General features: G+C 64.0%; 13 protein-coding genes. 9 read left to right on the top strand and 4 right to left on the bottom strand.

Annotated elements, in window-relative coordinates; translation table 11 throughout:
• Positions 1–174: 174 nt before the first annotated feature.
• From cueR to AC0L3D_RS21625, 3 genes are all read left to right on the top strand, one after another.
• Entirely contained in the window at positions 175–597 is a 423-nt protein-coding gene (cueR, locus tag AC0L3D_RS21635; RefSeq protein WP_036261399.1) for a Cu(I)-responsive transcriptional regulator, read from the top strand.
• Complete coding sequence (locus tag AC0L3D_RS21630) at positions 594–932, top strand: hypothetical protein (RefSeq protein ID WP_473645764.1); 339 nt, start codon at positions 594–596, stop codon at positions 930–932. Before cueR ends, AC0L3D_RS21630 begins: the two co-directional genes overlap by 4 nt.
• Positions 933–1056: 124 nt before the next feature.
• Positions 1057–1557 carry an MmcB family DNA repair protein gene (locus AC0L3D_RS21625; RefSeq protein WP_473645762.1) on the top strand — a complete coding sequence of 167 codons (501 nt, stop codon included), beginning with the start codon at positions 1057–1059 and terminating at the stop codon, positions 1555–1557.
• A gap of 225 nt (positions 1558–1782) precedes the next feature.
• Here AC0L3D_RS21625 and nhaA read toward each other — a convergent pair whose 3' ends face one another.
• The 4 genes from nhaA to hrpB form a co-directional block, all read right to left on the bottom strand.
• Positions 1783–2979 carry a Na+/H+ antiporter NhaA gene (gene nhaA / locus AC0L3D_RS21620; RefSeq protein WP_473645760.1) on the bottom strand — a complete coding sequence of 399 codons (1197 nt, stop codon included), beginning with the start codon at positions 2977–2979 and terminating at the stop codon, positions 1783–1785.
• Positions 2980–3109: 130 nt separating this feature from the next.
• Entirely contained in the window at positions 3110–3673 is a 564-nt protein-coding gene (locus AC0L3D_RS21615) for an ActR/PrrA/RegA family redox response regulator transcription factor (protein ID WP_128168331.1), read from the bottom strand.
• 63 nt (positions 3674–3736) lie between these two features.
• Positions 3737–5062, bottom strand: a complete 1326-nt coding sequence (locus tag AC0L3D_RS21610; protein WP_287226932.1) for an ActS/PrrB/RegB family redox-sensitive histidine kinase — start codon at positions 5060–5062, stop codon at positions 3737–3739.
• Positions 5063–5094: 32 nt separating this feature from the next.
• Positions 5095–7710, bottom strand: a complete 2616-nt coding sequence (gene hrpB, locus AC0L3D_RS21605) for an ATP-dependent helicase HrpB (protein ID WP_473645758.1) — start codon at positions 7708–7710, stop codon at positions 5095–5097.
• Between the two features lie 398 nt (positions 7711–8108).
• Between hrpB and AC0L3D_RS21600 the strand changes: the two genes are divergently transcribed.
• The 6 genes from AC0L3D_RS21600 to AC0L3D_RS21575 all read left to right on the top strand — a co-directional run.
• Positions 8109–9440, top strand: coding sequence for an ABC transporter substrate-binding protein (locus AC0L3D_RS21600; RefSeq protein WP_023796720.1), 1332 nt, complete (start codon positions 8109–8111; stop codon positions 9438–9440).
• Positions 9441–9566: 126 nt separating this feature from the next.
• Positions 9567–10514: a carbohydrate ABC transporter permease gene (locus AC0L3D_RS21595; protein WP_473627074.1), complete on the top strand. Its 948-nt coding sequence runs from the start codon at positions 9567–9569 to the stop codon at positions 10512–10514.
• Positions 10511–11461: a carbohydrate ABC transporter permease gene (locus tag AC0L3D_RS21590; RefSeq protein ID WP_128183364.1), complete on the top strand. Its 951-nt coding sequence runs from the start codon at positions 10511–10513 to the stop codon at positions 11459–11461. The genes AC0L3D_RS21595 and AC0L3D_RS21590 overlap by 4 nt, the downstream gene beginning before the upstream one ends.
• Positions 11458–11664 carry a hypothetical protein gene (locus AC0L3D_RS21585; protein ID WP_473627042.1) on the top strand — a complete coding sequence of 69 codons (207 nt, stop codon included), beginning with the start codon at positions 11458–11460 and terminating at the stop codon, positions 11662–11664. The genes AC0L3D_RS21590 and AC0L3D_RS21585 overlap by 4 nt, the downstream gene beginning before the upstream one ends.
• A 3-nt stretch (positions 11665–11667) precedes the next feature.
• Positions 11668–12780: an ABC transporter ATP-binding protein gene (locus AC0L3D_RS21580; RefSeq protein ID WP_473627041.1), complete on the top strand. Its 1113-nt coding sequence runs from the start codon at positions 11668–11670 to the stop codon at positions 12778–12780.
• A partial coding sequence (locus AC0L3D_RS21575; RefSeq protein WP_473645756.1) for an ABC transporter ATP-binding protein occupies positions 12773–13355 on the top strand: 583 nt, incomplete at its 3' end. The genes AC0L3D_RS21580 and AC0L3D_RS21575, both read left to right, overlap by 8 nt.

Genomic DNA, 13355 nt, shown 5'->3' with positions numbered 1-13355 from the left:
TCGCCATCATTCATGCTGGCATTTGCTTTGCTTGCCAAGCGGGCGATGCCTATATGCAGGGGCTTACATGCCGGTAAGTCCGCAGCTGTGGCTTTTCGGCAACGGCACTCATAAGATTATGTAGGAAATTCAATGGGGCGGTCCGCCAGGCCGCCGGAAGTTAGGGAACCAATCATGAATGTCGGAGATGCCGCCCAGCGTTCCGGCCTGCCGGCCAAGACCATTCGCTACTATGAGGAGATCGGCCTGATCCGCCCGCAGCGCGCCGGCAACGGCTACCGCGACTATTCGGGCGACGACATCCACCGGCTGACGTTTCTGCGCCGCGCGCGCAATCTCGGCTTTTCCATCGACGACTGCCGCCAGCTGATGGCGCTCTACCAGGACCGCAGCCGCGCCAGCCATGACGTGCGCGAGATCGCCGCCGCGCATGTGACGGCAATCGAGGAGAAGGTGCGCGAATTGCAGTCGATGCGCTCGACCCTGCAGAAGCTGATCCATGCCTGCCACGGCGATGACCGGCCGGACTGCCCAATCCTGGACGATATTGCGGGGGCGGTTTTGCCATCTGACAAAGTCGTTCCCGCACAGGTGTGAAGGGCGAGACCCGTAATGCCAGCCGTTTTGCAGGTTGGGATTTCCAGGGATCAAGAGGTACCGTCGACACGCTCGGCTATGGCGAATGCCTGCAGGTTCCTTGCCTTGCCGTGGTCTTCTTCGGCGTTGGCGATAATCGAGAAGAACGCCGCGCGGGCGATGTCCTCTTTGACGCGTTCGGGTGTTCCTTCCTGGCCGCTTTGATCAATTGCTTGGGTGCCATGTCAGGCGTCACGACCCGCATCAGGGTGTCGGCTACCGCCTGCACCTCGTCCGCGTTCATCATCCACACTCCCTGGAGCCACCCGCATTCGCACAGTATCTCATATTGCTAATGTGTGGAACGTGCAGCGTCCGTTTGAGTACCAAGATTTCACGCAGAAATCACATTTCAAGCGCGCCTTGGGTGCCTTCCAGAAAACGGTTCAAACCGTGAACAAAGTCTGTCATGGTGCGCCCATGCCAATTATCTCACCGATTCCTCTCAATCCCCTGATCGATGGCCGCCAGTCGGAGCGCGCGATGCTGGTTCGGCGCGGCGTGCAGCGGCTGCTCAGGGAGATGGGCGCGCATGTGCTGCCGGAACTGTCGCTGGCGACCGGGCGCCGCGCCGACATCGTCGCGCTGACCCGCCAGGGCGACATCTGGATCATCGAGATCAAATCCTCGATCGAGGATTTCAAGGTCGACCGCAAATGGCCGGACTACCGGCTGCACTCCGACCGATTTTTTTTCGCCACGCATCCCGGTGTGCCGTCGGAGATCTTTCCGCAGGAATGCGGTTTTATCCTTTCCGACGGCTACGGCGCCGAAATCCTGCGCGACGCGCCCGAGCACCGCATGGCGGCGGCGACGCGCAAGGCGCTGATGCTGAGGATCGCGCGGGCCGGAGCAGCGCGGCTGCTCGCGGCGGAACTTGCCGGCGTGGCGGTGCCGGCTCTGGAGGGCGAGAGCGAGTAGAGGGTTTTCGGATCCCCCTGCAACCTTCGACGTTTGCGCTGCCCCTCATCTGCCTGCCGGCATCTTCTCCCCGTGAACGGGGAGAAGGGGCGCTGGCCGCAACCTCTGCACCCTTTCTGCAACGCTGGAGATTGGCGAAATCTTTTGCGAAGGCGTCTTTCTCCCCGTCTCTAAACGGGGAGAAATGCCCGGCAGGGCAATGAGGGGCGGCGCAACGTTCGTCGGCTACTCTTCCTCTTGGTCCATCCCATTCGCTGCCGGCGCCATCAGCAGCACGGCGGCGCCGAGGATGGCGGCGATGAAGGAGCCGGCGAGGATGCCGACTTTCACCGCGTCCTGGAGCTCGACATTGCTGGCGAAGGCGAGCAGGCCGATGAACAGGCTCATGGTGAAGCCGATGCCGCAGAGCAGCGAAATGCCGACCATGTGCAGCCAGCCGGCATTGACCGGCAGATCGGCGAGGCCGAGCCGGATGGCAAGCGCAGAAGAACCGAACACGCCGACCAGCTTGCCGGCGACGAGGCCGGCGGCGACGCCCAGCGTCAGTGGCTCGACCAGGGTGGCACCACTGAGGCCGGCGAGCGGGACGCCGGCATTGGCGAAGCCGAAGATCGGGACGACGACGAAGGGCACTATCCTGTGCAGGCCGTGCTCGAGCCGGTGCAGCGGTGAATGGTCTGAATCCTGGCTGATGCCGGGGGTGATTTTCAAAGGTATGGTCAGGGCCAGCGCCACGCCGGCGAGCGTGGCATGGACGCCCGATTTCAGCACAAGCACCCACAGCACGACACCAAGCAGGAGATAGGGCAGCAGCGTCAGCACCTTCATGCGGTTGAGCACGATGAGCAGAGCGATGACCGCGAAGGCGGCGCCGAGATAGGCGAGCGACAGGCCGCTCGTATAGAACACCGCGATGATGATGACGGCGCCAAGGTCGTCGATGATGGCGAGCGCGGTGAGGAATACCTTCAGCGACCCTGGCACGCGGCTGCCGAGCAGCGACAGCACGCCGAGCGCAAAGGCGATGTCGGTGGCGGTCGGGATCGCCCAGCCGGACAGGGCGGCTGGATTGTCGCGGTTGATGGCGACATAGACAAGTGCCGGCACCAGCATGCCGCCGGCAGCGGCGATGCCGGGCAGAGCGCGGCGTGGCCAGGTCGAGAGCTGGCCGTCCAGCATCTCGCGCTTGATCTCCAGGCCGACCAGCAGGAAAAACACCGCCATCAGGCCGTCATTGATCCAATGCGATACGCTGAGCGGTCCCAGATAGGCGTGGAGGGCGTCGAAATAGGTTTTGGCCAGCGGCGAATTGGCGACGACCAGCGCCAAGGCCGCGGCTGCCATCAGGACGATGCCGCCTGTCGCCTCGCTGGCCAGGAATTCGCGAAAGGTGGAAGTCGGCCGCGGCTTCTGGTCCTGCATGTCGTCTCCGTCGTGTCGCCTACCAGCCGGCAGGGACAACATCACCCTGTGCGATGATGCGCAACCGCCGATGGCAGGGCAGTTCTTACAGTGCCACGCGACCTTGGCGCGCGCAAAGGACGGTCAGGCGTTAGCGCGGCGCGCGTTTGGCGAGAATCCGCTGCAGCGTGCGGCGATGCATGTTGAGACGGCGGGCCGTCTCGGAGACGTTGCGGTCGCACATTTCGTAGACGCGCTGGATGTGCTCCCAGCGCACGCGATCGGCCGACATCGGGTTTTCAGGCGGTGCGGCGCGTTCGCCCGCAGTGCGGGTAAGAGCCGCGAAAACCTCGTCGGCATCTGCCGGTTTCGACAGATAGTCGATGGCCCCGAGCTTCACCGCCGTAACCGCGGTGGCGATGTTACCATAGCCGGTGAGAATGACGGTGCGGGCGTCGTCGCGCTTCTCGCGGATGGCGGCAACGACGTCGAGGCCGTTGCCGTCGGCGAGCCGCATGTCGACCACCGCGTAGGCTGGCGGATTGGCGCGCGCCTTGGCCACGGCCTCCTCGACGCTCTCGGCCGTCTCGACCACGAAACCCCTGGTCTCCATGGCGCGGGCAAGGCGGGTGAGGAATGGCCTGTCGTCGTCGACGATCAGCAGCGAGGTGTCCTCGCCCTCAACCATTGCGCCAATCGTTTCGTCGCCATTCATCGTCTTGACATTCCTGCTGCCCGAATTTTACGCAGATATAGTTTTGGAGCGCTATTGTCCAATTCAAGCCGTGTCAAACATGGTGGCCGAAGCCGATTCAGGATTGAGGAAGACGCTGCGCGGCCACGATATCCGCACGACGGCGCCCTCGCCCGGCTCGTTTGAATTGCGGAAATCGAGCGTGGCGCCCGAGCGTTCAAGCAGGGTCTTGGCGATGAACAGCCCCAGTCCGAGCCCGCCGCCGGCCTCGGTGCCCTGGCGTGTCGACATATAGGGCTCGCCGATGCGATCGATGATTTCGGGAGGAAAGCCCGGCCCGTCGTCGGTGATCGAGAAGGTGACCGTTGCCTCGTTCCAGCTCCAGCGCACGGTGACGCTCTTGCGGGCAAAATCGACGGCGTTCTCGACCAGATTGCCGAGGCCGTAGATGACGCCGGGATTGCGCCGTCCCACCGGTTCGGGGCCGATGCGCTCGCCGGGGCGAAGCTTGATCGAGATGCCAAAATCGCGGTGCGGGGCGGTCATCTCCTCGACCAGCGAGGTCAGCGGCAGGCGGGAGAGATGCGCCTCGCCCTCGGAGGACAGGCTGGTCAGGCGTTTGAGGATCTCGCGGCAACGCTCGCTCTGCGAGCGCAGCAGCGTCACGTCCTCCCCGTATTTCGGGTCATTGCGGAGCGCCTTCTCCATCTCCTTGGCAACAAGCGTGATGGTGGCGAGCGGCGTGCCGAGCTCATGCGCGGCGGCAGCGGCAAGGCCGTCCAGCGCCGACAAATGCTGTTCGCGCTGCAGCACGAGCTCGGTGGCGGCAAGCGCGTTGGCGAGCAGCCGGGCTTCCTCGGCCACGCGGAAGGCGTAGATCGCGGTGAAGGCGATCGAGGAAAACACCGCCATCCACATGCCAGCGACGTAAATGAACGGCATCTCCAGCGGCGCGCCCTCGTACCAGGGCAGCGGCAGATGGAAGAACACCAGCAGGCTCGCCGTCACCATCACCAGCGCGCCGAGGATGGCGGTCAGGCGCAGCGGCAGCGACGTCGCCGAGATGACCACGGGCACGGTGACCAGCACTGAAAACGGGTTGGTGAGGCCGCCGGTCAGGTAGAGCAGACCGGCAAGCTGCAGGCTGTCGATGGTCAGGATGGCGAAAGCCTGCAGCGGGGTCAGCCGATGCGCCGCCGGATAACGGAAGGTCAGCAACAGGTTCATCCAGGCCGAACAGGCGATCAGCGCGAAGCAGAGACTGACCGGCAGCGGGAATTTCAGCCCGTAGGCAACGACGAGAACCGTCAGACTCTGGCCGACAATGGCAAGCCAGCGCAGCCTGATCAGCGTGTTGAGGCGCAGCCGCTGGCTTTGCTGGAAGTCGGGCGCCCGCAGGATGTTTATCATGGCCAAGGATTATAGCCGGAAAAGGAGAAAGGCTAGGTCCCCCGCGGTTTGGCGCGGCTGGTGGCGGTGGCGAGAAGCGGGTTCTCCGGCCAGACATGCCGGGGATAGCGGCCACGCATCTCGGCTCGCACATCGGCCCAGGAGCCGCGCCAGAAACCGGGCAGGTCACGCGTCGTCTGGATCGGTCGGTGCGCCGGTGACAATAGCTCGAGCGTCAGCGGCACCGCGCCGTTGGCGATCGCGGGATGCCGGTCGAGACCGAACAGCTCCTGGACGCGGATCGCCAGCACCGGCCATTCACCGTCATAGCGGATCGGCACGCGGCTGCCGGATGGAGGGTCGAAATGGGTCGGCGCCAGCACCTCGATCCGGCGCTGCAGATCGTGCGGCACCAATGCCATGAGGCCGGCCGAAAGCACGCCCGGATCGATCGCGGCAAAGGACGCCGCGCCGGAAAGGAAGGGCAGCAGCCAGTCGTCGAGGCGGTCGATGAGCGCCGCATCGGAAACATCTGGCCAGGGCGCGCCAAGACCGCGATGCAGCCAGCCGAGCCGTTGGCGCAGCGTTTCGGCCTCCTTGCCCCACGGCAAAAGCGACAGCCCGTGTTGGCGCAGGGCGTCAAGGATGGCGCGATCTGCGGCGATGCCGGCCGGCGCCGGCAGCATGCGTTCGGACAGGGTGATGGCGCCGAGGCGAACGGTTTCACGCACACGCACCGCACGCCTGTCGCGGTCGAAACTGGTTTCGTGGTTTGTCTCGATCTTGTCGGCGAGCGAAGCGCGAATGTCGGCTTCGTCTATCGCCGCCGCTGCCGTAATACGGGCGTTCTGCGCCTTGCCCTGCAGATCGGCGACGACAAGCCAGGTTTCGCCCGCCAGCGGGTCGGCGGCGTCAAGCATGGCGCCTGAACCGTTGGCCAGCACGAAACGGCCGCGCTCTCCGCGCGCCCTGGCGACGCGATCCGGCCAGGCGTGGATGAGGAGAGCGCCGGCGCTGCCCTCCCCCCCGAGGGGAGGGTCGGCCAGTGAGCCTTGCCCAGCGAGGCGAGGGAGACGGGGTGGGGTCGGCGATGACGTGCCCGACCCAACCCCACCCCGATCTGCTTCGCGGATCGACATACCGGGGCGAACCACGGGTCTCGCCCGTCCTTCGGCCCTCCTCGAGGGCGAGGGTGAAGCCTGTTTCGCCAGCCGCTCGGCGAGCTGCCGGGCGGCGGTGGCGCGCGGCGATCTTTCGGATCGGAACCGAAGCAGCCGCCGTTCGAGGTCGGCGCCGTCGCCGCCCAGGCCACGCTCGGTGAGCAGCACGGCGAGCATGGCCGCTTCGAACGCCCGGCCGGTGTTTGCCACCTCGGTGACCATGTGAGCCAGCCGCACCGGCAGTGCCAGCCTGCGCATCGCAGCACCCGATTGCGTCAGTCGCCCTGCCTCGTCAATGGCGTCGAGCGCACGAAGCAGCGCCCTTGCCTCGCTGAGTGCCGGGGCCGGCGGCGGATCGAGGAAGCAGAGGCTCGACGGGTCGGCGACACCGAAGGCTGCACAATCGAGCAGAAGTCCGGAAAGGTCCGCCTCGAGGATTTCCGGCGGCGTGAAGGCGGGAAGTGCCGCGGTCTGCTCGGTCCGCCACAACCGGACGGCGACGCCGGGCTGCGTGCGGCCGGCGCGGCCGGCGCGCTGGTCGGCGGAGGCTTTGCTGACCCGCACCGTCTCCAGCCGCGTCAGGCCGCTGGCCGGCTCGTAGCGCGGCAGGCGCGACAAGCCGGAATCGATGACGACGCGCACGCCGTCGATGGTAATCGAGGTCTCGGCGATCGAGGTCGCCAGCACCACCTTGCGGCGGCAGGACGGCGCCGGCTTGATCGCTGCGTCCTGCGCCTTGTTGTCGAGCATGCCATAGAGCGGCACGATGTCGGTGTCGGCACTGACGCGGCCTTGCAGCCGCTCGGCGGTGCGCTCGATCTCGCGCTGGCCGGGCAGAAAGGCGAGCACGCTGCCGCTCTCCTCGGCAAGTGCCGCGCGGATCGCCTTGGCCATCGCGTCCTCGATGGCGATGCCGGCCGGCCGCTCGTCGTAGCGGATGTCGACGGGAAAGGCGCGGCCTTCGCTCTCGATCACCGGGGCGCCGGAAAGCAGCCGAGCGACGCGCGCGCCGTCGAGCGTCGCCGACATGACCAGCAATCGCAAATCGGTCCGCAGCGCACCTTGCACATCGAGCGCCAGCGCCAGACCAAAATCGCCGTCGAGCGAGCGCTCGTGGAACTCGTCGAAGAATACCGCCGAGACACCGGGCAACTCCGGATCGTCGAGGATCATCCGCGACAGCACGCCTTCGGTGACGACAAGAATTCTGGTCCTCGCAGAAGTGCGGTTCTCCATCCGCATGGCATAGCCGACCGTTTCGCCGGGCTCCTCGCCGAGCAGTTCCGCCATTCGGCGGGCGGCTGCGCGGGCAGCGAGCCGGCGCGGCTCGAGCAGAATGATCTTCCCCGTGCCGAGCCAAGCTGCATCGAGCAGCGCCAGCGGCACCAGCGTCGTCTTGCCGGCGCCGGGCGGCGCCACCAGCACGGCACTGTTGCCATGGCCGAGCGCTTCACCGAGCGCCGGCAGGACGGCGGAGACCGGAAGCTCTGGCAAGGGTTTTCTGGTCATTGTTTCAGGGATGCATCCATCCAATCGCGGCAGGTCGGTCGCGCCCCGCATATCAGCGGTGGCGGTCGCCGCGCAACCGGGCAACGGACCAACTCAAAGTGGGTCCACCTACTCGCCATGGTCAAAGGCGGGAGCCACCGACCATGGCGCGGCCGAGGAGCGACAGGAAGTCGGGATATTTCCTGATAGAACGGCGCGGCCAGGATCACCGCCCAGATACAAGCAAATTATGCTGCGGCGCAGCGACGAATTCGCTTGCGTTGTTTAGTAAAAATTGCATCACTAAACAAATTACTAAACATCCGCCGCTTAACTGCGTCGTCATGTTTAGACCCCTGAGGAGGGGGTTGAGGTTTTGAAACCGTCATCCGGGCGCGTTTCGCAAATGGGAGGAAGGCATGAAATCGACCTTGAAACTGACGTTGGGACTGACATCGGCGATGTTTGCGTCGACCGCCGTTTCGAATGTCGCGCAGGCTGAAGATCTGACGCTTTGCTGGGCAGCCTGGGACCCGGCCAACGCGCTTGTCGAATTGTCCAAGGATTTCACCAAGGAAACCGGCATCGGCATGAAATTCGAATTCGTGCCGTGGACCAACTATGCCGATCGCTTCCTCAACGAACTGAATTCCAAGGGCAAGCTGTGCGACCTGATCATCGGCGACAGCCAGTGGATCGGCGGCTCGGCCGAGAACGGCCACTACGTCAAGCTGAACGACTTCTTCGACAAGGAGAAGATCAGCATGGACGACTTCGTGCCAGCGACCGTCGTCGGCTACTCCGAATGGCCGAAGAACTCGCCGAATTACTGGGCGCTGCCGGCCATGGGCGACGTCGTCGGCTGGACCTATCGCAAGGACTGGTTCTCCAAGCCGGAACTGCAGAAGGAATTCAAGGAAAAGTACGGCTGGGATCTCGCAGCGCCGACGACCTTCGACCAGCTGAAGCAGATCGCCGAGTTTTTCCAGAAGCGCGAGATCGACGGCAAGACGGTCTATGGCGCATCGATCTATACCGAGCGCGGCTCCGAAGGCATCACCATGGGCGCCATGGACGGGCTCTACAGCTTCGGTTTCAAATATGAGAATCCCGACAAGCCATACGAGATGGACGGCTTCGTCAACTCCGAGAAATCGGTGAAGGGTCTTGAGTTCTACAAGGCGCTCTATGACTGCTGCACGCCTCCCGGGGCTTCCAACAGCTACATGGGCGAAGGCGTCGACGCCTTCAAATCCGGCCAGGTGGCGATGCACATGAACTTCGCCTTTACCTGGCCAGGCCTGCAGAAGGACGAAAATGTCGGCGGTGACAAGATTGGTTATTTCGCCAATCCCAAGGGGCCCGACGGCGATCAATTCGCCCAGCTTGGCGGCCAGGGCATCTCGGTGGTCTCTTACTCCGACAAGCAGGAGGCTGCGCTCAAATACATCAAGTGGTTCGCCAACAAGGATGTTCAGGCCAAATGGTGGTCGCTCGGCGGCTTTTCCTGCCTCAACGCAGTCGTCAAGGATCCAGGCTTCCCGGCCAGCCAGCCTTACGCGCAGACCTTCCTCGACTCCATGGCCATCGTGAAGGATTTTTGGGCAGAGCCAAGCTATGCGCCGCTGCTGCAGGCGTCGCAGAAGCGCTTCCATGATTATGTCGTCGCCGGCCAGGGTTCGGCCAAGGATGCACTTGATGGCCTGGTCAAGGACTGGACCGAGGTCTTCCAGGACGACGGCAAGATGTAGTTGGGGCAGTATCCAATCGGCTCCTCCCGAGCCACGACCGCGTGTCCCGTGCCACCCTTGGCACGGGACACAGCTCAGATAAATTCCACTGTCGAGACGACCCAAGTGACCGAAGCGGGACTGACCATGCTCAATCGGACTGCGGACAGCGTCGCCCGGGCTACGCCTGAGCCGTTGGCCCGCAAGGTCCGAGGCATCAGCGACAAGGGCCTCGCCTGGCTGTTCATCTCGCCGACGATCCTGTTGCTGCTCGCCGTCAACATCTTCCCGCTGTTCTGGGCGATCTATCTGTCCTTCACCAATTACCGCGCCAACCGTCCCAACGAGGTGGTCAGGAACGTCGGCCTTGCCAACTACAAGCGCATCCTCGGCGACCAGGACATCTGGATCGCCATGCAGACGACGGCGCATTTCGTGTTCTGGACCATCCTGCTGCAAACGCTGATCGGTTTTACCCTGGCCTGGCTGATCGATCGAAAGTTTCGCGCCCACGCCTTCTGGACGACCATCATTCTGGTGCCGATGATGCTGTCGCCGGCAGTGGTCGGCAATTTCTGGCGCTTCCTCTACGAGCCGCAGATCGGCCTGTTCGCCTATGCCATCTCATTCGTCACCGGCATTCCGGCAACGCAGATCGGCATGCTCTCCAACGTGTCTCTGGCGCCGTGGTCGATCGTCGTCGTCGACACATGGATGTGGACGCCTTACGTGATGTTGATCTGTCTCGCCGGCCTGCGCTCGATCCCCGAATACATCTATGAGGCAGCCGAGGTCGACCGCGCCTCCAACTGGCGGCAGTTCTGGTCGATCACGCTGCCGATGGCGCTGCCCTTCATCATGCTGGCGGTGCTGTTCCGCGGCATCGAGAACTTCAAGATGTTCGACATGGTCAACCTGCTGACCGGCGGCGGACCGGGATCGACCACCGAGGTCGCTTCGATCACGCTGAAGCGGCAGGCCTTCGAAAGCTGGCGAACCGGCTATTCCTCAGCCTTCGCAATCATCCTGTTCGTTGCGGTGTTCGGGCTGGCCAACATCTATGTCAAGGCGCTCAACAAGGTGAAGCAGAGATGAGCCTGACGTCAGCCCATTCTGTTGTCGCACCCTCGGCGATTTCGAAGCGCGTCGCCGGCACAATTATCGTGCTTTACGCGCTGATCTCGATCGTGCCGCTGCTGTGGATCTTCGCCACCAGCTTCAAGACGCCGCCGGACTCGATCGCCTATCCGCCAAAAATCCTATTCCAGCCGAGCCTCGAGGGCTACTGCAATCTGTTCTCGACCCGCACCCGGCAGACACCGGAATACATCAACGCGCTGGGACCGGCGACGGGCATCTGCGATGAGACAGTGCGCAAGCGCAACATGGTGATCGCCGGCCCGTCCAATTTCATGCCGCGCTTCGTCAATTCGCTGATCATCGCCTTCGGCTCGACCTTTTGCGCGGTATTCCTCGGCACATTGTCGGCCTATGGCTTCTCGCGCTTCAAGGTGCCGCTGGCCGACGACCTGCTGTTCTTCATCCTGTCGACGCGGATGATGCCGCCGATCGCGGTCGCTATTCCCATCTACCTGATGTATCGCGAGATTGGCCTGTCGGACACCGCGCTCGGCATGATCCTGCTCTATACGGCGGTCAATGTGTCGCTCGCCGTGTGGCTGCTGAAGGGCTTCATCGACGAGATCCCGCGCGAGTACGAAGAAGCGGCGATGATCGACGGATATACGCGGCTGCAGGCCTTCTGGCGCACCGTGCTGCCGCAGGCGACCACCGGCATTGCCGCGACCGCCATCTTCTGCCTGATCTTCGCCTGGAACGAATATGCCTTCGCCGCACTGCTGACCTCGGGCACGGCGCAGACCGCACCGCCCTTCATCCCGACCATCATCGGCGAAGGCGGCCAGGACTGGCCGGCGGTCGCCGCGGGCACGACGATCTTCCTGGTGCCGATCCTGGTGTTCACCATCCTGCTTCGCAAGCAGTTGCTGCGCGGCATCACTTTCGGCGCGGTGCGCAAATGAGCATGACCCAACCCGCAAAACGCAAGTCGCGCTGGCCGGTCTGGGCGAGGCGCGGATTGATGGAGAATATCGCCACGGTAATCATTGCCATTGGCTTCCTGATGCTGTTCCAGCCGTTCGCGCTGCCGCTCTACACCTATTCCTTCATCACCATGCTGGCCGGCACGGCGATGTTCATCATCGTCTCGAAGTTTCCGGAGTAGACGATGGCGGAGATCAGGGTCGAGCATCTGAGGAAGGCATTCGGCGATTTCGTCGCCGTGCAGGATTCCAACTTCGTCGTCGGGGATGGAGAGTTCTTCGTCATGCTGGGGCCGTCGGGTTGCGGCAAGACGACGACGCTGCGCATGATCGCCGGCCTGGAATTGCCGACCGGCGGCAAGATCCTGCTCGGTGGCGAGGACGTTACCATGCGGCGTGCCCGCGAGCGCGACATCGCCTTTGTCTTCCAGCTGTTCGCGCTCTATCCGCATATGAATGTGCGCAAGAACATCGGCTTCCCGCTGCTGGCGCAAGGCACGCCAGGCATCGAAATCCGCCGGCGCGTCGAAGAGACGGCGAAGCTGTTGCGCATCGACCATCTGCTCAACAAGTCGGTCTCCGGTCTTGCCGGCGGCGATCGCCAGCGCGTGGCGCTCGGCCGCGCCATCGTGCGGCGGCCAAAATGCTTCCTGATGGACGAGCCGCTCGGCACGCTCGACACCGAATTCCGCGATCTCATGGTGCATGAGCTGCGCGAACTGCACAACCGCATCCACGCCACCACGGTCTACGTCACGCATGACCAGATGGAAGCGATGTCGATGGCCGACAAGATCGCGGTGATGAACCACGGCGTCATCGAGCAGTTCGGAAGTCCACGCGAAATCTACGACCGGCCGGCGACGATGTTTGTCGCCGATTTCATCGGCTCGCCGCCGATGAATTTTCTCGGCTTTGGCGGCGGGCTTACAAAGGGCGCCAGCGAGATTTTGGTGCAAGGCGCCAAAGTGGCGGTGCCGGAGGTGCGCGAGGACATCGCGCCGGCCGACATGGCGCTCGGCATCCGACCGGAACACATCCGCTTCGACGACGCTTCGAAGCTGCGCGGCGCCATCTATGGCACCGAATATCTCGGCACCACGCAGATCGTTGCGGTGGAGACATCCGGCGGCATCATCAAGGCGCGGGTGCCGGCCGAAATCCGGCTCAATGCGGGCGACCATGTCGGCCTGGCCCTGAGCAGCGCACGGCTGTCGCTGTTCGAGAAGGGCTCCGGCCGCGCGGTGCGAACCGCAATCCATGACGGGGCTTCCCAGGGAAGAGCGCATCATGGCTGACGTGCAGATCAATGGCGTGACCAAGAGCTTCGGCGAACATGTCGCCGTGGACACTCTCGATCTGCACGTCGCCGACGGCGAATTCGTCGTGCTGCTCGGCCCGACCGGGGCCGGCAAGACGACGACGCTCAGACTTATCGCCGGATTGGAACGGCCGGATACGGGCTCGATCCATATCGGCGGCCGCGATGCGACAATGCTGTCGCCGGCCGAGCGCGACACCGCCTTCGTCTTCCAGCAATATTCGCTCTATCCGCATCTGTCGGTCTACGACAATCTGGCCTTTCCGCTGCGCTCGCCGGCGCGGCGGCTGAGCGAGGACGCGGTGCGCCGCCGCGTCGAGGATGTGGCCAAGATGGTGCGTATCCACCACAAGCTGAACAACCGCTCCACCAAACTTTCCGGCGGCGAGATGCAGCGCGTCGCCATCGGGCGCGCGTTGGTGCGCAAGCCCTCGATCTATCTGATGGACGAGCCGTTGTCGTCGCTCGATGCCAAGCTGCGCGCCCCCCTCCGGCGCGGACGGGAGCGCCTCCAGGCCGCCGGCGGCGCCCCCAGGGGTTATGTCACGGCCG

The sequence above is a fragment of the Mesorhizobium sp. WSM4837 genome (assembly GCF_055811435.1).
The sequence above is the reverse complement of the archived record's forward strand: the minus strand, read 5'-3'. Positions and strand labels throughout refer to the sequence as shown.